General features: G+C 72.3%; 17 protein-coding genes and 1 tRNA gene. 4 read left to right on the top strand and 14 right to left on the bottom strand.

Annotated elements, in window-relative coordinates:
- Window positions 1-94 precede the first annotated feature (94 nt).
- The gene (locus tag ACWEQL_RS31475; protein ID WP_452153759.1) at window positions 95-1867 is read left to right on the top strand and encodes an eCIS core domain-containing protein; all 1773 of its coding nucleotides are present in this window, start codon (window positions 95-97) and stop codon (window positions 1865-1867) included.
- A gap of 38 nt (window positions 1868-1905) precedes the next feature.
- Here the strand turns inward: ACWEQL_RS31475 and ACWEQL_RS31470 are convergent, their stop codons facing one another.
- The 6 genes from ACWEQL_RS31470 to ACWEQL_RS31445 all read right to left on the bottom strand — a co-directional run bounded on the left by ACWEQL_RS31470 (window position 1906) and on the right by ACWEQL_RS31445 (window position 9688).
- Window positions 1906-3981 carry an ATP-binding protein gene (locus ACWEQL_RS31470; protein ID WP_452153758.1) on the bottom strand — a complete coding sequence of 692 codons (2076 nt, stop codon included), beginning with the start codon at window positions 3979-3981 and terminating at the stop codon, window positions 1906-1908.
- Window positions 3978-4688, bottom strand: coding sequence for a DUF4255 domain-containing protein (locus ACWEQL_RS31465; RefSeq protein ID WP_452153757.1), 711 nt, complete (start codon window positions 4686-4688; stop codon window positions 3978-3980). The genes ACWEQL_RS31470 and ACWEQL_RS31465 overlap by 4 nt, the downstream gene beginning before the upstream one ends.
- 15 nt (window positions 4689-4703) lie before the next feature.
- Window positions 4704-5963 carry a zinc ribbon domain-containing protein gene (locus ACWEQL_RS31460; RefSeq protein ID WP_452153756.1) on the bottom strand — a complete coding sequence of 420 codons (1260 nt, stop codon included), beginning with the start codon at window positions 5961-5963 and terminating at the stop codon, window positions 4704-4706.
- Window positions 5964-6193: 230 nt separating this feature from the next.
- On the bottom strand, window positions 6194-6844 hold the full coding sequence (locus tag ACWEQL_RS31455) for a hypothetical protein (RefSeq protein ID WP_452153755.1): 651 nt from the start codon (window positions 6842-6844) through the stop codon (window positions 6194-6196).
- A 73-nt stretch (window positions 6845-6917) separates the two neighbouring features.
- Window positions 6918-8573: an extracellular solute-binding protein gene (locus ACWEQL_RS31450; protein WP_452153754.1), complete on the bottom strand. Its 1656-nt coding sequence runs from the start codon at window positions 8571-8573 to the stop codon at window positions 6918-6920.
- Between the two features lie 14 nt (window positions 8574-8587).
- A complete protein-coding gene (locus ACWEQL_RS31445) occupies window positions 8588-9688 on the bottom strand; it encodes a hypothetical protein (RefSeq protein ID WP_452153753.1) in 1101 nt (366 codons plus the stop codon).
- A gap of 289 nt (window positions 9689-9977) precedes the next feature.
- Between ACWEQL_RS31445 and pyk the strand changes: the two genes are divergently transcribed.
- Together pyk and ACWEQL_RS31435 are read left to right on the top strand one after the other, a co-directional pair.
- A complete protein-coding gene (gene pyk, locus ACWEQL_RS31440; RefSeq protein WP_452153752.1) occupies window positions 9978-11408 on the top strand; it encodes a pyruvate kinase in 1431 nt (476 codons plus the stop codon).
- A gap of 95 nt (window positions 11409-11503) precedes the next feature.
- Window positions 11504-11803, top strand: a complete 300-nt coding sequence (locus tag ACWEQL_RS31435) for a helix-turn-helix domain-containing protein (protein WP_452153751.1) — start codon at window positions 11504-11506, stop codon at window positions 11801-11803.
- A gap of 10 nt (window positions 11804-11813) precedes the next feature.
- On the opposite strand, the gene ACWEQL_RS31430 is transcribed toward ACWEQL_RS31435, so the two are convergent.
- Together ACWEQL_RS31430 and ACWEQL_RS31425 are read right to left on the bottom strand one after the other, a co-directional pair.
- Window positions 11814-12599, bottom strand: coding sequence for a helix-turn-helix domain-containing protein (locus ACWEQL_RS31430; protein WP_452153750.1), 786 nt, complete (start codon window positions 12597-12599; stop codon window positions 11814-11816).
- A 104-nt stretch (window positions 12600-12703) separates the two neighbouring features.
- A tRNA-Leu gene (locus ACWEQL_RS31425) sits at window positions 12704-12786 on the bottom strand.
- A gap of 95 nt (window positions 12787-12881) precedes the next feature.
- Here ACWEQL_RS31425 and ACWEQL_RS31420 point away from each other — a divergent pair.
- A complete protein-coding gene (locus ACWEQL_RS31420; RefSeq protein WP_452153749.1) occupies window positions 12882-13538 on the top strand; it encodes an ANTAR domain-containing response regulator in 657 nt (218 codons plus the stop codon).
- Window positions 13539-13605: 67 nt separating this feature from the next.
- On the opposite strand, the gene ACWEQL_RS31415 is transcribed toward ACWEQL_RS31420, so the two are convergent.
- The 6 genes from ACWEQL_RS31415 to ACWEQL_RS31390 all read right to left on the bottom strand — a co-directional run bounded on the left by ACWEQL_RS31415 (window position 13606) and on the right by ACWEQL_RS31390 (window position 20472).
- On the bottom strand, window positions 13606-14322 hold the full coding sequence (locus ACWEQL_RS31415; RefSeq protein WP_452153748.1) for an ABC transporter ATP-binding protein: 717 nt from the start codon (window positions 14320-14322) through the stop codon (window positions 13606-13608).
- Window positions 14319-15143 (bottom strand): ABC transporter ATP-binding protein, encoded by an 825-nt coding sequence (locus ACWEQL_RS31410; RefSeq protein WP_452153760.1) that lies wholly within the window; start codon window positions 15141-15143, stop codon window positions 14319-14321. The genes ACWEQL_RS31415 and ACWEQL_RS31410 overlap by 4 nt, the downstream gene beginning before the upstream one ends.
- A gap of 8 nt (window positions 15144-15151) precedes the next feature.
- Window positions 15152-17107 carry a branched-chain amino acid ABC transporter permease gene (locus ACWEQL_RS31405; RefSeq protein ID WP_452153747.1) on the bottom strand — a complete coding sequence of 652 codons (1956 nt, stop codon included), beginning with the start codon at window positions 17105-17107 and terminating at the stop codon, window positions 15152-15154.
- Window positions 17108-17112: 5 nt separating this feature from the next.
- Window positions 17113-18042, bottom strand: a complete 930-nt coding sequence (locus ACWEQL_RS31400) for a branched-chain amino acid ABC transporter permease (protein WP_452153746.1) — start codon at window positions 18040-18042, stop codon at window positions 17113-17115.
- A 107-nt stretch (window positions 18043-18149) separates the two neighbouring features.
- Window positions 18150-19388, bottom strand: a complete 1239-nt coding sequence (locus ACWEQL_RS31395) for a branched-chain amino acid ABC transporter substrate-binding protein (RefSeq protein WP_452153745.1) — start codon at window positions 19386-19388, stop codon at window positions 18150-18152.
- A 604-nt stretch (window positions 19389-19992) separates the two neighbouring features.
- Complete coding sequence (locus ACWEQL_RS31390) at window positions 19993-20472, bottom strand: PaaI family thioesterase (protein ID WP_452153744.1); 480 nt, start codon at window positions 20470-20472, stop codon at window positions 19993-19995.
- Window positions 20473-20616 lie beyond the last annotated feature (144 nt).

The raw sequence follows: 20616 nt of genomic DNA, 5'->3' as shown, positions 1-20616 counted from the left end.
GAGGACGACTTGGGAGAAGAGATGGTGCACGCACGCGCCGGACAGCCGGCGGAGCCGGGCGACCTGGTGGACGTGGCGAGGCTGGTGACCGCGTATGGGTTCCTCGGGCCGGCCGCTGGACGCACCGCTGCGGCAGGAGATGGAGGGCAGGCTCGGAGCCGACTTCTCCGACGTCCGGGTGCACACGGGCGCCGATGCCGCCGCCTCCGCCGCCGGCATCGGCGCCCGCGCGTACACCTCGGGGAGCCACGTGGTGCTCGGCCCCGGCGGCGCGGACAAGCACACGCTGGCGCACGAGCTCACGCACGTCATCCAGCAGCGCAGCGGCCCGGTCGCGGGCCGGGACGACGGCGGGGGCCTGCGGATCTCCGACCCCTCGGACCGTTTCGAGCGTGAGGCGGAGGCCAACGCGACCCGGGTGATGCGCGCCCCCGCGCCCGGCGCCCGCGAGGCCCGAGGCGACCGCGAGGCGACCGGCGCCCGGGAGACCGTCGGCGCCCACGCGGCCTCGGTGGCCGGCGAAGGGGCGGTGCAGCGGGCCGATCTCGACAAGAACAACTGGGCCCACGCCGTGTCGACCAACCAGAAGGCGGCCCACACGAAGCCCGGTTCCTGGGGTGACGCGGCACTCCATCACAAGATCTCGAAGGAACGTCTGGTGGGCATCGGCGAGGCGCTCGAACGCGCCCTGCAGAACGGGGTCGACGAGGCGAAGGCCTTCAACCGGATCTTCCGCACGGCGGTGGACAAGGAGATCGTGAAGTCCAATCCCCAGACCGTGTACCTGCTCTGGAACATGGGGGTCAACCTGGCCGTCGGCCCGCCGAGCCCCCAGGGCGACCCCGGCATGCTCTTCGACCCGGACACCGTCCCCGACGGAAACGGCGGCCGCAGGCTGGACGACGTGTCGGCCGGCCTGAAGGCCCTGGAGGGGGTCTGGTTGGCGGCGCGGGACAAGCCCGACGGGCCCGAGGGCGAGGACTGGACCGCGATGACCGATCACCTCCGGGCGGCCATCGCCGCGCACAAGGCCAAGGGGTACGGGCCCGATCAGATCGCGGCGCCGGACGAGGAGCAGTGGCTGGCGGAGCAGGTGACCAACACGGACGGCAATGTCCACACCCAGCACCACCGCAAGGGCTTGCGGAACTTCCCGGGCCCCGATGAGGGGGTCGAGATGTTCCGCCGCGACCGGGAGAGTGCCGAGGACATCGACGCCTACGAAGGCGGCACGGACACCGTGGCGACCGAGACGCACGTCGAGAAGATCGGTGAGCGGTACGTCGGCCTCACGCTGAGCGTGAACCGGAACGCGATCCGCCACATCTGCGAGCGGCACACCCTCCGGCACTTCGACTTCGGCCAGGCCAAGGCCGTCAACAACTTCTGGGCCCCGGGAACGGGCGCGGCCCAGGTGGAGGCGATCGTACGGGGGACCCTCGGCGCCATCGTCCGGACCTGCTTCGAGCTCTACCTCAAGCAGGGGGACCTCGACGTCACCATGCCGGAGGAGGTGGAGACCGGCGAGGTGAAGCTGGGGAACGTGACGGCCGGCGAGACGACGCTCTTCTTCATCGGTTCGGACCTGGCAGGCGAGGAGGGGACGGTGCCGGTGACCGAGACGGCCGCCCCCGCGGCCGGCGGCCCGAGCGGCAAGGCGGGCAAGACGTCGGCGGCGAAGGCCGCCCGGCAGGCCAAGAAGGGTGGCAAGGCCGCCCCGTCGCGGACCACGGCCGCCCCGGCGGTCGAGACGCGGGAGGTGGAAGGCTGGAGCTTCACCGGCATGTTGTCGACGATCGCGCCGGACGGCGCCAGCAGCACCACCTTCCTGCGCAGCGAGCTCGCGGCCATCCGCGCGGCCCTGTAGGCGGCGACCCCCGCCGGCCGGGCCTCCCCCGGCCGGCCTCACCCGTGCCGGGCGAACTCCTCCGCGAGCACCAGCCGGCCGAGCTTGCGGTACTCGCGCTCCACCGCCGCCACCAGGTCGGCCGTCGTCACCGGGCGGCCGGCCTCGGCGGCGAGGTAGGCGGCGGTCACCACACAGGCGCGGATGGAGCCGCCGGCCAGCTCGAAGCGGGCGCAGAACGCGAGGTCGAGGTCGTCGGCCCGGGGGAGGACCGGGCCGAGGCAGCGGTCCCACAGGGCCTCGCGGTGGGCGGTGTCGGGGACGGGGAAGTCCACGATCACGTCCAGCCGCCGGGTGAACGCCTCGTCCAGGTTGGCGCGCAGGTTGGTGGTGAGCACGGCGATGCCGTCGAAGGACTCCATCCGCTGGAGCAGGTAGGCGCTCTCCATGTTGGCGTAGCGGTCGTGGGCGTCCTTCACCTCGGAGCGCTTGCCGAAGACCGCGTCCGCCTCGTCGAACAGCAGGACGCCGTTGACGCCGGCGGCCTCGGTGAAGATCCGCTCCAGGTTCTTCTCCGTCTCCCCGACGAACTTGTCGACCACGGTGGAGAGATCGACCACGTACAGGTCCAACCCCAGCTCGCCCGCGACGACTTCGGCCGACATCGTCTTCCCGGTGCCCGAGTCGCCGGCGAACAGCGCCATCACCCCCCGGCCGCGGCCGCCGCCCGGGCGCATCCGCCAGTCGCCGAGCACGCGCTCCCGGTGGCGGGCGCGCAGCGCGAGCTCGTCCAGCTCCCGCCGGGTGGCCGGGGGCAGCACCAGGTCGTCCCACCCGACGGCCGGCTCGATCCGCCGGGCCAGCCGCTCCAGCCCGGCCGCGTTCTGCCCGCGCACCCCCGCCGTCAGGTGCCGGGCGGCGACCGGCGCCGACTCCAGGCCGGCCCGCAGCCGGGCGCTCCCGGCCGCCCGGCCGACCGCGTCCGGGCCGAGGTGGTACGGGGCCAGGGCGTGCGCCAGGTCGAGGCCGGGGTCGAGCGGGGCGTCACCGAGGGCGGCGCGGAACCACGCGGCCCGGTCGGCCGGAGTGAACGCGCCGGCGGCCACCGTCAGCGGGCTGTGCTCGGACCACAGCGGGTCCCAGCCGCCCGTACCGGCCAGCAGGACCGGCACCGGAAGCCGCGCCAACCCGCCGATCAGACGCCGCAGTTCAGGACCCTCCAGGGCCTCGACCGGGCCGGCCAGCAGACCGCCGCCGGACAGTCGCACCTCCCGGGCGACCAGCGGCAGCGCCCCCGCCGGATCGGCGGCCGCCGCCAGCGCGGCCAGGTCCAGCCGCCACCCGCCCATCCCCGCGGCCGCCAGCGCGGCGAGGCCGGTGGCCGTCGCCGACCCGCCGGCCCGCTCACGCAGATGGACCAGCCGCACGCCCGCCCCCAGGGCCGCGGCCAGCGCGGGTACGGGCTCCGCGGCCGGCCCCCCGTCCGCCGGCGGGCGCGGCGCGGGGGCCAGCAGCCCGTGCAGGGCCGCGTCGGGGGAGTCGTCACCGAGCAGATGCGCGGTGATCCGGTCCGGCACCCGCAACGACCTTCCGAGGAACGGCCGTTCGGGCTCCTCCACGAGCAGCAGCCCGCCGCCGACCAGCGGCGAGCCGGCCGCCAGCCGGGCCCGCGCCCGCGGATCCAGCGACGACAGGCCGAGCAGCTCGAAGGCGAGTCCGGCGGTGGCCCGGCGCCGGCCGACGTCGTCGTTGAGGAATCCGTACAGCTGCTCGAACCGCCGGTCGGCGTCCGGCAGCACCGCCACCAGCAGCAACCCGACGTCCAGCAAGGAGAGTCCGAAACGCTCCGCGAGCACGTCCAGCACCGGGCAGGGACCCTCGGCCGCTCCCGTGCCCTCGCCCCCTCCGGCCTCCCCGAACGGCTCCTCGCCCTCCGACGGCTCGGCGCCGTCGAACGGCTCCGCCGCGTCCGGAGCCCGCCGCTCCAGCAGCCGCCACGCGGCCTCCGGGGACACGTGCATCCCCAGGAACGGATCCTCCGGACCCGGCTCCGACGCCCGCCGCCGCTCCACCGCCAGCCGGACCCGCTTCTCCACCCCGGCCAGCCGCGCCCGCAACTCCCGCGCCGCGCTCACCGGCGGATCCCGCCCGGCCGGCCCGTCCCGCCGTCCCGCGCCCGGCGCACCCCCACCGGCCGCGCCGGCCGCACCTGGGCCGGCGGCTCGTCCTCGAACCGCGGCCGCCGCACCTCCCTGGCCCCGCCGCCGCCGTCCACGTCCAGCACCAGCGCATCCGTGACCAGCGCGGACGGCACCCGTCGCACCCCCGCCACCGGCGCCGTCACCACCAGGTCCAGCGAGGGCTTCAACTCCCCGCCCAGCGCCGACCACACGTCCGCCAGCGCCCGCCGTTCCTCCGGCGGCATCGCCACCGTGTACGGCAGCGCCAGCCCCAGCTCCGCCAGCGCCCCCGTCAGCCGCTCCGGCTCCAGCGCCGCCCGCCCCAGCAGGCCCGCCAGCAGCACCGACAGCAACCGGTGCTCGTCCTGCGGCCGCTTGGTCCACGCCGTCAGCAGGTACGAGAGCGCGAACCAGCGCGGCGGCTCGTGCTCCACCAGCGTCCCGCCACGCTCCGGCCCCGCCTCCCGCACCTCACGCCGCCGGCCCTGCTCACGCCGCCCGACGTCCTCCCGGATGTCGTACAGGAAGAGGTTGACCGTCGGCGCGTTGCGCCGCGCCGCCCACTCCCGGGTCGGCGCGTCGAACAGCACCTCCACCCCCGTCGGGCCGAGGACGTCGTCCCGCAGCAGCGCCAGCAGCGCCTCGTCCACCTCGTGGATCACGACCCGCCCCCCGCCCTAGCTCTTGCGGCCGAAGAACTCGACCTCCGCCACCGCCACCTGCTTGCCCGGCGCCACCCCGTACGCGCTGCGCACCACCAGCCGCACCTTGGTCACCCGCCCGGCCCGCAGCCGCACCCGCTGCGGGCCGTCCCCGCTCAGCTCGACCGTACGGGTCTCGGTGTCCCCGTCCGCGTCGGTGAGCAGCAGCTCCAGACCGCGCGGCCGGGCCTGGGCCAGCTGCTGCGCCGGGTCGGCGGCCGCGCCCGGGGTGATCATCAGGTCCAGCAGCCGCACCGGCCGGCCGAACTCCGCCTCCAGCCACTCCCCGGCGCCGTCCCCCTCGATCCCGCTGCCCCACCAGGAGTTGGACACCTTGTCCAGGGTCAGCTCCGGCCCGTGCGTGTCGTACGAGCGCGAGGCGGTCATCCGCACCGGGTCGACCGGCACCCGGTCCGCGAAGTGATCGGTCACCGCGTCCACCGCCGGCCCGGTCCACACCATCGCGGCCACCAGGGCCAGCACCAGCACCGCCGCCGTCACCGCCAGCCGCACCGCCCGGGCCGGGCCGCGCCGCAGCCGCGGCCGCTGGCCCGCCCACGGCTGCTCCCCGTCCCGGCCGCCCAGCAGCCGGCGCCACCACGGCAGCGCCACCGGGCCGTCCCCGGCCGTCGCGTCGAAGCGGGCGCCGCAGCGGCGGCAGAACCGCCGCCCCGGCGGATTGCCGGCGCCGCACCACGGGCACTCCGGCCCGCCCTGCGCCTCCCCGCCCACCGTCGCCCGCACCCGCGGACGGGACTCCTCCGGCCGCCCCGGCAGGACCGGCGCCACCGCCGGATCCGCCGCCGGGGGTGCCGGGGCCTCCGGCACCGGCACCACCATCGCGTGCGCCCGCTCGGCGGCCAGCACCTCGGCCGGCACCCGGGGCGAGCCGGGCTCGGCCACCGGGGGCAGCTCGGCGGTCTCCGGATCGGCGGCGGGCGCGACGGGGACGGTGGGGGCGGTCGGGACGGCCGGAGGCACGGGCGACGGCTCGGCGGCGGGCTTCCCGGCGCCGCCCTTCGCGTCCCCGGCCCTGCCGTCCGCGCCCTTCCCGCCCCCGTCGGCGGCTCGGTCGGCGGCCCGGACCGGGCCGGTCGCGACGGCCGGCTCCTCCTGCCCGACCCACCTCAGGAACGCTCCGCACTCCTCGCAGAACGTACGCTCGCCCGAGGCCACGGCCCCGCACTCGCCGCAGTTCCCACGGGCCGGACGGGCAGGGGTCTCGCTCACACTCACCGGGTCGGGTCCTCTCCGGCGCGGCCGACGCCGCCGCCGGGCCACAGCCTCCCCGCCCCGCCCACCACCGGCCAGGGACGCGCGGCCCGCACCCCGGGCCGAGCCCACTGCCCGTTCGGGCAACCCGGCCCGCACGTTCACCGGACCCCGACGCACCCGAGGACGTACGACAGCGGGCCGGGGCGCGTCCACGCACCCCGGCCCGCTCCCCGTACGCGGCCCGGCCGACCTCAGGCGGCCAGCACCGCCGCCATCCGCTCCACCTCGCGGTCCAGCACCACCGCCGGATCCGGCTCACCCGGCGCCCACGGCCGCCAGGTGCGGGCCCGCAGGTAGCCGTCCACCGCCACCGGCAGCCGCCGGCTCAGGATCCGCCGCGCCTCGGCGTGGTCCGCCGGGGTGTCCCGCAGCCGGTCCAGCAGCCCCTCCAACGCCGGCGACGGCGGCAACGGGACACTCGACAGCGCCGCGATCAGCGCGTCCACCTCCGCCGACAGATCGGCCGCCGACCGCGCCGGGGTACGGACGGCCGTGGACCGCGCGGGCTCCGGCGCCGGCACCTTCGCGGGCCGCTCCGGCACCTTCACGGGCGGCTCCGGAGCCGCCACCGGCCCGGGCACCGTCACCGGCCCGGGCACCACGACCGGCCCGGGCACCGTCACCGGCACCGCCCCGGGAGCCCCGGACACCCGGCCTGTCTCCGCCTCCGCCCCCTTCGACGGCTTCGACCCTCCGGGCCACAGCAGCACCCCCGCGCCGTACAGCGCCGCCACCATGCCCGGCCACCAGGTGCCGCCCAGCCCCGCGAAGTGCAGGGCCAGCCCGACCGCGCCCCCGCCGCAGCCCGCCAGGTTCCGCCCCGACTCCAGGTACGCCAGCACCCGCGAACGCGACCCCCCGGGCACCGGCGACCCAGGCCCGGCCCCCGCCGCGCCCCCCGCCCCGCCGTCCGGCCTACTGGTAGCCACGGATCTCCTCGAACGCCCCGTCCAGCGAACCCGTCCCGTCGAAGAGCTTCCCCCCGGTCAGCTCCGCGATGCCCGACAACTGCCCCTTCGCCGCGTCCCCGAACAGGATCGGGAACACCGGCACCGACCGCAGCGCCGGCGACAGCCCCTGGTGGAACTTCTTGAAGTCCGCGTCCGTCGCGCCCTCGTTGCTCTCCCCGTCCGTCATCAGCACGATCGAGGTGAACCGGTCGTCACCGGCCGCCGCCTGCTGCCGCTCGATCACCCGGTACGCCTCCTGGAGCGAGCTGTACACCGCCGTCCCGCCGTCCGCCGACAACGCCTGCACATCCGCGTTGATCGCCGCCAGCGTCGCCTGCGGACCCGGCTGCGCACCCGCCGCCGGCACCGCGTGCGTCTTCGTCGACTTCACCCGCGACGCGAAGGAGACCAGCGTGACCTCCTCCCGGTCCCGGAACCGCCGCACCCCCCGGGTGTCGTCCGTCCCCGTCAACCGGCCCATCGCCGACTTCAGCGCGTTCAGCCGCCCCCCGTCCCGCATCGAACCCGAGGTGTCCAGCACGTACACCGTCCGCGACGGACGCCGCAGCTCGTTCTGGTACGAGGCCAGCAGCCCGTCCGCGATCGCCCGCGTCCCCGGGAACGGCAGCTCCCGCAACCGGTCCGTCGCCAGCCCCGGCGCCGAGACCGCCCCCGCCGTCACCGGACGACGCAGCGTCAACTCCGAGATCCGGCGCTGCACGTCGTCCTTCAACAGGTACGCCGTCAGCCGCTGGAACGACTCCCGCTCCCGCTGCGCCGAGGAGCTCAGCAGCGTCAGCGGGTAGTCCGCCGACACCACCCCGTCCACCGGCCGCACCACCGTCAGCCGCTGGTCCGCCGGCAAGGTCTTGTTCAAGGACAGCAGCACCGACTCGTAGTTCACCAGCGCCCCGACCTTCCCGGACTCCGCCCGGGTGTACGCCTGCGCCAGCCACCCCGAGGAACCCGAGGTCAGCTTCTGCCCGGTGAAGAACTTCTTCAGCGAGGGCGAGGCCTTCTGCACGTCCTCCGAGGTCAGCGCCGAATTCGCCCCCGAGAACGCCGAGGCCACCGCCACCAGCGCCGAGAAGCCCGAGTTGGACCGCGACGGGTCCGCCATCCCGTACGACAGCCGGCCCGCCGAGGCCGCCTCGGCGAGCTGCGCCCAGGTCACCTTGGAACCGTCGCCCCAGCCCAACTCGCCCAGCGTCGAGGAGCGCACGCCCACCGCCACCGGCGACACCGCGATCGGCGTCTCCGACAGCAGCCTGGGCCTGCCCGCCTCGTCCAGCCGCAGGTACTTGTTCGACGGGAACCACACCGCGTCGTACCGGCCGTCCGCCTTGCCCGTGGACACCGCGTCCGCGCCGTCCAGCGAACCCGTCCAGGCGAACTGCACGGTCACCCCGGTGGCCTTCTGGGCCTCCTCCAACACCGGTGCCATGTCCTGCAGTTCACTGCCGGCCAGGACCCGCAGCACACCCGCCTGCGCGGTCGTCGCCGGCGGGTCGCTCGGCCGCGGCGTCGTGCCGCCGCCGTCCGAGGTGCAGGCCACCGCCGTCAGCAGCGCCAGCCCCGCCGCCAGCAGCCGCAGCCCGGATCCCCGAACGGACCTCGTCATCCCCGCCACCCCCGTCACCGGCCCTTCGCCGTGTTCACCAGCTTGCCGAGCATCTCCACCGTCGGCACCTGCGCCTGCACCACCTGCGCCGCCGACAGGTCCCGCGCGAACACCGGCCCCTCCTTGCCCGCCACCACCTGCTCCAGCGCCACCGGATCGGCCTGCGGACGGAACCCGTACTTGGCCTCCAACGCCCGCAACGTCTTGTTGTCGCGCAGCAGTTCGGCGAGCTTGCGGCCACCGTCCGTCCGCGCCACCACCGTGTGGTCACTGGAGACCGTCACATCCGGGTACAGCATCACCATGTCCCCGGCCGAACCGCCCTTGGCCACCCCGCCCTTGGCCGTCAGCGACGCCACCTGCGACTCGTACGCCAGCACCAGCGGGCTGCCCACCCCCGACACGAAGTCCGTGAACGGCCCCTCACTGCTGGACCGCTGGCCGCCCTGCACCTCCACCACACCCTTCACCAGGTCCTTCACCCGCTGCACCCCCGCGTCGTCGGACACCACCTGGCGCCCGTTGGCCAGGTACGAGACCAGCGCCAGGTAGAGCGCACCCGAGGAGGAGTCGTCCGGATCGGTCGTGGTGACGAACAGCCGCCCGGACAGCTCCCGGTGGCCGGCCGAGCCGGTCAGCTGCTCCCAGGTGCGCTTCTCCCGCACCGCCTGGACGTAGGCGTCCATCTTGAACGTCCAGACGTCGGACTTGGACACCTCGGCGAGGCCGTTCTTCTTCAGCACCTCCGCCACCTGTCTGTGCGCCACCATGACGAGGGGCGAGTAGAACGGCCGCACCTGCTCGCCGGTGACGCCGTTCGACTTCTTGATGCCCTCGGCGGGGGAGGAGCTGGCCGGGAACGCGAAGTCGTACTTCTTCAGATCGGTCGAGCCCATCAGCCAGGAGCCGGTGCTCTCCACCGTGACCTCCAGGCCCTGCTGCCTCAACTCGGCGATCACGGCGGGATCGGCGAAGAACTCGCGCTTCTCCGAGCCGATCAGGCCGGTGACCTTGATGGTCTCGGGCTTGTCATCGCCCCCCACGGGACGCAGCAGGGCGAACGCCACCCCGCCGATCAGCAGGAGTGCCGCCAGCACCCCGAACGCACGCTTCATGCCGAACGTTTCCCCCTCGTCCGCTCATCGGTCCCCGGGGCGGCGACCGGCTGTCCGCCGTCGAACCCGGGTGACGAGCGTCCCGCCGGGCAGGGAGCGGGAGTCGAATCAGCGGTGAATCAGGGGTTAACACCCCTTCACGGAATCGCATCGGCGGGCGCGCTCCGGGGGCCCTTCGCACACCGGACCGAGGATGTGTCAGATTATTCAACTCGGCGTCCGGCAAAGGTCATCCCGCTGTCCGGAGGAACATCGTCGTTACGCGCCGGTAATGCCTACGCTCAGCACTATGCGCCGAGCAAAAATCGTCTGTACCCTCGGGCCAGCCACCGACTCGTACGACCAGATCAAGGCCCTGGTCGACGCGGGGATGGACATCGCCCGATTCAACCTGAGCCACGGCTCCCACATCGAGCACGAGGAACGGTACCGCCGGGTCCGCAAGGCCTCCGACGAGACCGGCCGGAGCGTGGGCGTCCTGATCGACCTTCAAGGCCCGAAGATCCGGCTCGACACCTTCGCCGAGGGCCCTGTACTTCTCGAACGCGGCGACGAGTTCACCATCTCCACCGACGACGGCGTCGTGGGGGACAAGGACATCTGCGGCACCACCTACAAGGGCCTGGCCGGGGACGTCACCCCCGGCGAGCGCATCCTCGTCGACGACGGCCGGGTCTGCCTGGAGGTCACCGACGTCGACGGACCCCGGGTCCGCTGCACCGTCGTCGAGGGCGGCCTGGTCTCCGACCACAAGGGCCTCAACCTCCCCGGCGTCGCCGTCTCCGTGCCCGCGCTCAGCGACAAGGACGTCGCCGACCTGCGCTGGGGCCTGCGGACCGGCGCCGACCTGGTCGCGCTCTCCTTCGTCCGCACCGGCGGCGACATCGAGGACGTCCACCGGATCATGGCCGAGGAGGGCCGCTTCCTCCCGGTCATCGCCAAGATCGAGAAGCCGCAGGCGGTGGAGAACCTGACCTCCATCGTCGACGCCTTCGACGGCGTCATGGTGGCCCGCGGCGACCTCGGGGTGGAGATGCCCCTGGAGCAGGTCCCGATGGTCCAGAAGCGGGCGATCAAGCTGGCCAAGCGCAACGCCAAGCCGGTCATCGTCGCCACCCAGATGCTCGACTCGATGATCAACGCCTCCCGGCCCACCCGCGCCGAGGCCTCCGACGTCGCCAACGCCGTCCTCGACGGCACCGACGCCGTGATGCTCTCCGGCGAGACCTCGGTCGGCAAGTACCCCGTCGAGACGGTCCGCACCATGGGCCGCATCATCGAGGCCGCCGAGACCGACGTCCTCGCCGCCGGCCTGCCCCCGCTCACCCCGAGCAACAAGCCCCGCACCCAGGGCGGCGCGGTCGCCCGCGCGGCGGCCGAGATCGGCGACTTCCTGGGCGCCAAGTACCTCGTCGCCTTCACCCAGTCCGGCGACACCGCCCGCCGCCTCACCCGCTACCGCTCGCCCATCCCGGTGCTGGCCTTCACCTACGAACCGGCCGTCCGCAGCCAACTCGCCCTCACCTGGGGCGTCGAGACCTTCCTCGGCCCCTTCGCCCCCACCACCGACGAGATGGTCGAGCAGGTCGACGCCGCCCTGCTCTCCCTCGGTCGCTGCGAGAAGGGCGACATCGTCGTCATCACCGCCGGCTCCCCACCCGGCCTCGCCGGCTCCACCAACCTGGTCCGCGTCCACCACGTCGGCCAACTGGACAACTGACCGACGATCGCGCGGGTGTCCGCGGGCGGCTTCCCCCTGTGGGGGAACGCCGCCCGTTCGCCGCGGACCGCCGATGAGGAGGAGGAGTGGAAGGCATGACGGAGCGCACGTCGTGGCGGTCCCTGCGGGAGGAGATCCTGAGCCGCCCGGGCGCCGGCGCGGAGTACGAGGCGGCCCGGATCAGGTTCGAACTGGGCGAGACCGTCCGGCTCCGCCGCGAGGCCCTCGGCATGACACAGGCCCAGCTGGCCACGGCCGCCGGAATGCAGCAGCCCGCCGTGGCCCGCTTCGAGGCCGGCGGAACGATGCCGACCATCATCGTTCTCGAACGACTGGCACTGGCCCTGAAGATGAGGCTGACCGTCGAAATGGAGCCGCTGGAGCGGGCGGGCTGAGTCGTCCGCCTCACCACTTCGGGCCGATGTGGGTGTCCATCAGGGCGACGGACGCCTTGCGGGCGATGGAGACGTTCACCTGGCCGGTCGGGCGCGGTACGGACGCCTTCCACGCGACACCCACCGCATCGAGGGTGTCGGTCAGCAGGCGTGTGATGTCGGTCGACGTGTTGGTGAAGAAGTACCGCGGGTACTCGTACCGGCGGACGACGCCGTTGACCGTCCGCGTCGCCCAGTTGGTGATACGGCAGCCGTCGGAATGGATCAGCCCGCGCAGGAACTCCCACGGGTGCGCTTCAACGATCTCCCGCTGCCAGGGCTCCAGGGCTATGGTCCGCTCGTGCTTCTTCCCGGGGCCGTGCTGCGGGAAGTGGCAGAGGAGGTGGTTCGAGTAGAGCTTGACGTCGTGGCACCCCGTCCGGCGGACTCGGCAGGGCTTGTTGTTCGGGAACACGGAGCGCATGGCCTGTTCGACGGAGTCCATGATCCCGGGCCAGTTGTTGTCACAGGTGATGAAGAGGCTCAACGTGCGGTGCTGCCGGGGCTGCGTGATGTGGCCGTCGCCGAGGTAGAGGCCGAGCAGATACGCGTAGGCCGGGCGATCGAGCGCGCTGCCGTAGCAATGAGGGCAGGTGGAGCGCTTGCGGCCGGGGAGCGTGCCGTGTTTGGCCAGATCCTGGTGCTTCCACCAGGAGATCGTGCCGGCGGGGACGCTCAGGCGGCGTGCGACGTCCGCGTTCCTGGCCCCGTTGCGGAGCAGTTGGACGGCCTGCTCGCGAACCGTTCGGGTGGTCATGCGGCCCAGCATCGGTGGGGCCCGGAAGAATGGTCAGGGATTCCGATGCGGATCACCGGATGTGATGAACTTCCCTTTTCCTGGGAATTCAAGGTAAATCTGGGTGCCGGGTGCGGGATTCGAACCCGCAAGCCCTCTCGGGCAGATGTGTTTGAGACATCCGTGTATGCCGTTCCACCAACCCGGCCGGGTTAGTCTCGACAGAGCATACCGGCTGTGACCTGATGGCCGCTCCTAGGTACCCTCGTTTATTGCACTCCCCCCGCCGGAACGAGGAGCCCCGTGAGCACCGCCGACGAGCAGCCCGAGCCGCTTGAGACCGAATCGCCCCAGATCACCCGGATCGTGATCGCCGAGGACGAGGCGCTGATCCGTCTCGATCTGAAGGAGATGCTCGAAGAGGAGGGTTACACCGTCGTCGGCGAGGCCGGGGACGGCGAGACGGCGGTGAAGCTGGTCGAGGAGCTGCGGCCGGACCTGGCGATCCTCGACGTGAAGATGCCGGTGCTGGACGGCCTGTCGGCGGCCGAGCGGATCCACGAGGCGAACCTGGCGCCGGTGCTGATGCTGACGGCGTTCTCGCAGCGGGAGCTGGTGGACCGGGCGCGGGACGCGGGCGCGATGGCGTACATCGTGAAGCCGTTCAGCAAGAGCGACCTGGTGCCGGCGATCGAGATGGCGGTGTCGCGGTACACCGAGATGCGGGCGCTGGAGCTGGAGATCGCGGACCTCTCGCAGCGGCTGGAGACCCGCAAGCTGGTGGACCGGGCGAAGTCGGTGCTGCAGACGAAGTTCGGGCTGAACGAGCCGGCGGCGTTCCGGTGGATCCAGAAGACCTCGATGGACCGTCGGATGACGATGGCCGCGGTCGCGGAGGCCGTGATCGAGGAGGGCGAGGCCCAGGACCGCAAGAAGGCCGAGGAGGCCAAGGGCGAGTAGTCCGCGGGTACGGCGAAGGGCCCGGCAGCGATCAGCTGCCGGGCCCTTCGCGTTACCCGGTGGGTGCTCAGTCCTCGCCGAGGTAGGCCTTGCGGACGGACTCGTCGTGGAGGAGGTCGGCGCCGGTGCCCTGGAGGACGATGCGGCCGGTCTCCATGACGTACCCCTGGTCGGAGAGCGAGAGCGCCGCCTGGGCGTTCTGCTCGACGAGCAGGATGGTCATGCCGGAGGCCTTGAGCTCGACGATGGTCGCCATGATCTTCTGCATCATGAGCGGCGACAGGCCCATGGAGGGCTCGTCGAGCATGAGCAGCTTGGGCTGGGACATCAGGGCGCGTCCCATGGCGAGCATCTGCTGCTCGCCGCCCGAGAGGGTGCCGGCGGCCTGCTTGCGGCGTTCGCCGAGGATGGGGAAGAGGGTGTAGGCCCGCTCCACGTCGGCGGCGATGCCGGCGGTGTCGCTGCGCAGGAAGGCGCCGAGGAGGAGGTTCTCCTCGATGGTCATGCGCGGGAAGATGTGCCGGCCCTCGGGGGAGTGGGCGAGGCCCAGCGAGACGATCTTGTGCGCGGGGACGGTGTCGAGCGGCTGCCCGTCGAAGGTGATCTTGCCGCCGAGGGGCTTGAGCAGACCGGAGAGGGTGCGCAGGGTGGTGGTCTTGCCCGCGCCGTTGGTGCCGATGAGGGTGGTCACCTCACCCTGGTTGACGGTGAAGCTGATGCCCTTGACGGCTTCGATCTTGCCGTAGGCGACGCGGAGGTCCTCGACCTCAAGGAGTGCGGTCACTGCTCGGTCTCCGTAGCTGCGGTGGTGCCTTCGAGCGGGGCGCCGAGGTAGGCGGTGATGACGCGCTCGTCGTTCTGGACCGTCTCGCGGTCGCCCTCGACGATCTTCTTGCCCTGGACGAGTACCGCGGTGCGGTCGCAGAGGTTGAAGATGAAGCGCATGTCGTGCTCGATGACGAGGATGGCGATGCCGCGGTCGCGGATGGCGAAGACGAGTTCCTCGGCGGCGCGGGTCTCCTGGGGGTTCATGCCGGCGGTGGGCTCGTCGAGGAGCAGCAGGCCGGGGTCGGAGGCCAGGGCGCGGGCGATCTCCAGCTTGCGCTGCTCGCCGTACGGGAGGTTGCGGGCGAGGTGCTCGGCCTTGTCCGCGAGGCCGGTGAACTCCAGGAGTTCCATGGCCTTGGCGCGGCTCTCGGCCTCGGCGCGGTGGTAGGAGGGGCCGCGCAGGATGGCCGCGAGGAGCCCTTCCTTGGTGCGGGTGTGCCGGCCGACGAGGACGTTCTCCAGGACGGTCATGTTGGCGAAGAGCCGGATGTTCTGGAAGGTCCGGGCGATGCCGGCCTGGGTGACCAGGTGGGGCTTGGGCGGGAGGACGGTGCCCTTGTAGCTGACCTTGCCCTCGGTGGGGACGTAGAGGCCGGTGAGGCAGTTGAAGAAGGTGGTCTTGCCGGCGCCGTTGGGGCCGATGAGACCGATGATCTCGCCTTCGCCGACGGTCAGGGACACGTCGTTGACGGCGGTGAGGCCGCCGAAGCGCATGGTCACGCCGGAGACGTCCAGCAGCGGGGTGCGCGCGGGGGCGGGGGCGGTGGTGGTGGTCATGTGGCGGGTCACGCCCCTGCCTTGGTGAGGGCGGCGGAGTCGGTGGAGGTCTGGGCCGGGATGGCGGCCTCGTGGAACTCCAGCTGCTGCCGGCGGTTGGGGATGAGGCCCTCGGGGCGGACCCGCATGAGGATCATGAGGGTGATGCCGAAGGCGAGGAGCTGGTAGTCGGCGAGGAACTCGAGCTTCTTCGGGATGAGGAAGAGGAGGGTGGCGCCGGCCAGCGGGCCGCTGATGGTGCCCATGCCGCCGAGGATGACGGCGGCGAGCAGGAAGGCGGAGTTGGGCGGCAGGGCCTCGGCGAAGGTGTACTGGTCGGGGGTGACCGTGTAGCTGACGTGGGCCTGGATGGTGCCGGCGAGGCCGGCGAGGCAGGCGCCGAGGGCGAAGGCGAGGAGCTTGAGGCGGAAGCCGTTGATGCCCATGGCCTCGGCGGCGGTCTCGTCCTCGCGGATGGCGACCCAGGCGCGGCCGATGCGGGAGTTGCCGACGCGGGCGAAGACCAGCACCACGAGGGCGGTGACCAGCAGCATCAGCAGGTAGTAGTTGGAGAAGCGGCCGAGTTCGACGCCGAGCACGGTGTGCTTCTGGCCGAGGTTGAAGCCGAGGATCTCCAGGTCGGGGATGCGCGGGATGCCGTTGGAGCCGTTGGTGAGGTCGGGGCCGGTCTTGCCGTTGAGGTTGAGCATGGTGATGCGGAAGATCTCGCCGAAGCCCAGGGTGACGATGGCGAGGTAGTCGCCGCGCAGCCGCAGGGTGGGGGCGCCGATCAGCACACCGAAGATCATCGACACCACGGCGCCGGTCAGGATCGCGGCCCAGAAGGGGAACTGGACCTGGATCGGCGAGGCGGGCGAGCCGGAGACCAGGGCGGCGGCGTAGGCGCCGACGCCGAGGAAGGCGACGTAGCCGAGGTCGAGCAGACCGGCGAGGCCGACGACGATGTTGAGGCCGAGGGCGACGGTGGCGAAGATCAGGATGTTGGTGGCGACCGAGGTGTACTGGTCGCTGGTCTGGGTGAAGGGGAAGCTCGCGGCGGCGGCGAACGCGGCGCCGGTGGTGACCGAGCGGTACTTGACGGTCAGCGCGCGGATCCGGGCCAGCAGGCCGGAGGTGGAGAGCGCGGCGATCACGAAGCCGGCCAGCAGCAGGTAGCCGATGAACAGCTCGCCGTACTCGGTGTCGATGCCGAAGGTGACGGCGAACAGGCCGAGGCCGAACGCGACCACGATGAGCAGGATCTCCAGCCAGGAGGGCAGCTCGCGGGCGGCCGGCAGGGAGCGCTCGATCTTGCCCAGGCGCAGCCAGCTGTTGAGCGCGTGGCCGAGCTGGAGGAGGAGGACGGCCGCGCCGGCGAGGATGCCGCCGGAGGCGAGCATGGTCACGACGGGGGCGACCGGGTGGTCCGCCGGGATGGTCTGGTCGGCGGCGACGTAGACGATCACGGCGACCGGGAGGATCAGGAAGAGCTTCCAGGCGACGATCCGCAGCGGCACCTTGGTGCGCCGGTCGAGCGGGAGGGCGAGGCTGCCGGCCACGGCGAGCAGGGAGCCGACGCCGGCCATCCAGCCGCCGGGGTCGAGGTTGGCGAGGCCGCCGAGGTCGAGGGAGATGGCGGTGACGGCGTAGACGCAGACCGCGGCGGTGCCGGCGGCGGCGTACAGGACGGCGTTGTTGCTGCGGTTGGGGGCGATCCAGCGCAGGCCGGGGACGCCCTGGCCGGCGAGCAGCAGCAGGAGGGTGAGGGCGCCGCCGGTGAGGGCGAGCCACTGGAGGCCGGCGGGGTAGCCGTAGAGGGTGAGGTCGCCGGGGAAGGAGGAGGCCCAGGTCCAGGGGAGGAAGGCGGAGGCGGCGGCCGTGACGGCGCCGGCGCCGGTGAGGGCGACGGAGAGCAGGGAGCGGCCGTTCTCGGCGGGGGTCGCGCCCGGGAGGGGGATGACGGGGGTGATCTCGGTAGTGCTCATGGTGGTCACGCCCTGTCCGCGACGCGCTCGCCGAGCAGGCCCTGGGGCCGGACGAGCAGCACGACGATGAGGAGTACGAAGGCCCACACGTCCTTCCAGGCGCCGCCTCCGAAGAGGTCCATGCCGGGGACGTGCTGGATGTAGCCGGTGGCGAGGGCTTCGGCGAGGCCGAGGACGATGCCGCCGAGCATGGCGCCGTAGATGTTGCCGATGCCGCCGAGGACGGCCGCGGTGAAGGCCTTGAGGCCGAGCAGGAAGCCCATGCGGAAGTCGACCTGGCCGCTGCGCAGGCCGTAGGCGACGGCGGCGATGGCGGCGAACGCGGCACCGATGGCGAAGGCCATGACGATGATGCGGTCGGTGTCGATGCCCATCAGCTTGGCGGTGTCGGGGTCCTGGCTGGTGGCCTGCATGGCGCGGCCGGAGCGGGTGCGGGTGACGAACCAGCCGAGGGCGAGCATGCACAGCGGGGCGGCGACGATCAGGAAGATGTCGCTGCGCTGGATGGCGACGGAGCCGAGCTCGAAGGGGTCACCGGGGATCTTCGGGAAGACCCGGGCCTTCTTGGCGTCCGGGTAGAAGGAGAAGACCAGCTGCTGGAGCAGGATGGACAGGCCGATCGCGGTGATCAGCGGCGCGAGCCGGGGCGCGGTGCGCAGCGGCCGGTAGGCGAAGCGTTCGGCGGCCACGGCGGTCAGCGTGGAGACCAGGATGCCGGCGACCAGCATCAGCGGTACGGCCACCCAGAGTGTGGTGCCCCCGGGGAGGGCGAGGTAGGCGGTCAGGGCGCCGAAGCCGCCGACCATGAAGATCTCGCCGTGGGCGAAGTTGATGAGCTGGACGATGCCGTAGACCATCGTGTAGCCGATCGCGACGAGCCCGTAGAGGGCGCCGAGGATCAGGCCGTTGGCCAGCTGCTGCGGTAGGTCGTGCACCGCTGGGCCTCCGTTGTGCGTGTCCGCGTTGTGGTGGGATGTGGACGCGCGGGGGCACTCGTGGCGCCCCCGCGCTCGGTTGTTTCAGGTGGTGGTGCGGCGGCTCGTCAGCCGTTGAAGGTGCCGGACTTCTCCACGGCCCACTTGTTGTCCTTGACGGCGTACACGGTGAGCTGCTTGTTGGTGGTGTCGCCGAACTCGTCGAAGGAGACCTTGCCGGTCACGCCCTCGAAGGAGATCTTCTGGACGGCCTCGACGACCTTGCCGCGCGGGTCGCTGGGGAGCTTGCCGTTGTTGGCGGCGACGACGGCCTTGACGCCCTGGATGATGGCCCAGGCGCTGTCGTAGGAGTAGCCGCCGTAGGTCTCGTAGGCGTCCTTGTAGCCCGCGGCCTTGTAGTCGGCGATGAACTTGGCGGCGGTGGGCAGCTGCTCGACGGGCAGGCCGACGGCGGTGGCGAGGTCACCCTGGCTCTTGGGGTTGAGCTTGATGAAGTCGCCGCTCTGGATGCCGTCGCCGCCCATCAGCGGGATGCTGACGCCGGCGTCCTTGAGCTGGAGGGAGAGCGGGCCGGCCGCGGGGTACTCGCCGCCGTAGTAGACGGCGTCGGCGCCGGAGCTCTTGACCTTGGTGACGATGGCCGCGAAGTCGCGGTCGTCGGCGTTGACGTGCTCCTCGCCGACGATGGTGCCGCCCTGCTTGGTGAACTCGCCCTTGAAGGTGGCGGCGAGACCGGCGCCGTAGGTCTTCTGGTCGTCGATGAGGAAGACCTTGGTCTTCTTCGCCTCCTTGGCCAGGTACTGGGCCGCGAACGGGCCCTGGACGGCGTCGGTGGTGGCGGTGCGGAAGTAGGACTTGAAGGGGCGGGCCTTGGTGCCGCTGGCCCACTTCTCGCCCTGGCTGAGCGCGACGCCGGTGTTGGCGGGGGAGATCTGGACGAGGTTGGCGTCGTTGAAGATCTGCTGCATCGACTGGGCGACGCTGGAGTTCAGCGGGCCGACGACGCCGATGACGTTCTTGTCGGCGACCAGCTGGGTGGCGTTCTGCTGGCCGGGGGCGGGCTTGCCGGTGTCGTCCAGGGCCTTGAGCTGGAACTTGACCCCGGGGACCTCGTTCTTCTCGTTGGCCTGCTTGATGGCGAGGTCGACGGAGTTCTTGATGCCCAGGCCCAGGGCGGAGAGGTCGCCGGTGAGCGGGGCGTCGACGCCGATGGTGACGGTGACGGAGGAGCCGCCGCCGCTGTTGTCGCCGGTGTTGGCCTTGTTCTCGCCGCGGGAGCCGCAGGCGGTGAGCGTGAGCGCACCGATAACCGCAATGCTCACGACAAGTGCTGAACGCTGACGCACGAGGGTCCCCTTCTGGTCAGGAAGGCGCCGCGCCGGAATTGGCGGGTGCCGGGGCGCACGATGGGGTCTGTCCCAATCCGATGGCGCGGTGACTGGCCGTGACTCTAGATGGCCGTCGGGCGGCTCCGGCAGAGGTGGAGCGAGGCTGTGATTCTCTTGTTATGAGCACACGGAGGAGTTATCTCAGCATGTGGTCGTTTTGGCGCGACCGACCCGTTGCTGACGGGCACTTACTCGCCGGTAGCGGGGGTGTAAGGGCCAGAAATGCGGGTGAGTGCTGGATTCACCGATAATCGGACACGCCCGTCCGGGCCACTGGCTCCGGGCGGTCTCGACCGCATAACGGACGATGGGGCGATCCCACGTCCGCTCCCGGGCGCGCCGGCCCCGCACCATGACCCTGGGCGGTCAGATGCTCGGATTTCCTACTTGTTACCCAGAGTTACACTGTTGAAAGATTGTGAACATGCCACCGCCCCCTTGTCTGGACCAAGGGCTGCCCAGCGCAGTCGAAGGTCAAACAAGGGGGCGGGCAAGGGATCTGATGGTCAGTCGGCTGACCGCGGCGCCGTCGCCCCGGTGCCCCGGGGGCCGCTCCGCGGGCTCAGAGGTCGCGCAGCATGCAGGTCAGCCGGCAGCTGGTGACCCGCTTGCCGGTGTCGTCGGTGATCGCGATCTCGTACGTGGCGGCGGTGCGCCCCTTGAACACGGCCGTGGCCACCCCCGTGACCAGCCCGGACGTCGCCGAGCGGTGGTGGGTCGCGTTGAGGTCCACGCCGACCGCGTACCGGCCCGGGCCGGCGTGCAGCATCGCGGCCACCGAGCCCAGGGTCTCCGCGAGCGCCGCCGAGGCGCCGCCGTGCAGCAGCCCGTACGGCTGCTGGTTGCCCTCGACCGGCATGGTGCCCACCACGCGGTCCGGGGAGGCCTCGACGATCCGGATGCCGAGCTTCTCGCCGAGGTGGCCGCCGGAGAAGGTGGACGGGGTGATGCCCAGCTTGGCGAAGTGGTCGAGGACGTCCTGCGGGACCTTGAGGACGGGCGCGGCGTCGCCGGGGGTACCGGTGGGGGCGGCGTCGGTCATGGGAGGGCTCCTGCCGTTCGGGATCACGTCATCGTGCTGCCCGTGATCGTACGACCGTCCTACTCGGCGGTAGAGACCGTGGGCCCGCGCTGGCGTGGCGACCCCGCCCGCCCGCCGCCGCCCCGCTCCGCGCGCCCGCGCGCC

The organism is Kitasatospora sp. NPDC004240 (assembly GCF_053603215.1).
Note: the sequence above shows the minus strand (reverse complement) of the source record. Positions and strands in the feature narration are given on the sequence as shown.

Bases quoted from the DNA above. Each gene is read 5' to 3' on its own strand.
- ACWEQL_RS31475 (WP_452153759.1), top strand. From the start codon at position 95: ATGGGTTCCTCGGGCCGGCCGCTGGACGCACCGCTGCGGCAGGAGATG.
- ACWEQL_RS31450 (WP_452153754.1), bottom strand. From the start codon at position 8,573: ATGACGAGGTCCGTTCGGGGATCCGGGCTGCGGCTGCTGGCGGCGGGG.
- ACWEQL_RS31445 (WP_452153753.1), bottom strand. From the start codon at position 9,688: ATGAAGCGTGCGTTCGGGGTGCTGGCGGCACTCCTGCTGATCGGCGGG.
- pyk (WP_452153752.1), top strand. From the start codon at position 9,978: ATGCGCCGAGCAAAAATCGTCTGTACCCTCGGGCCAGCCACCGACTCG.
- ACWEQL_RS31435 (WP_452153751.1), top strand. From the start codon at position 11,504: ATGACGGAGCGCACGTCGTGGCGGTCCCTGCGGGAGGAGATCCTGAGC.
- ACWEQL_RS31430 (WP_452153750.1), bottom strand. From the start codon at position 12,599: ATGACCACCCGAACGGTTCGCGAGCAGGCCGTCCAACTGCTCCGCAAC.
- ACWEQL_RS31410 (WP_452153760.1), bottom strand. From the start codon at position 15,143: ATGACCACCACCACCGCCCCCGCCCCCGCGCGCACCCCGCTGCTGGAC.
- ACWEQL_RS31405 (WP_452153747.1), bottom strand. From the start codon at position 17,107: ATGAGCACTACCGAGATCACCCCCGTCATCCCCCTCCCGGGCGCGACC.
- ACWEQL_RS31390 (WP_452153744.1), bottom strand. From the start codon at position 20,472: ATGACCGACGCCGCCCCCACCGGTACCCCCGGCGACGCCGCGCCCGTC.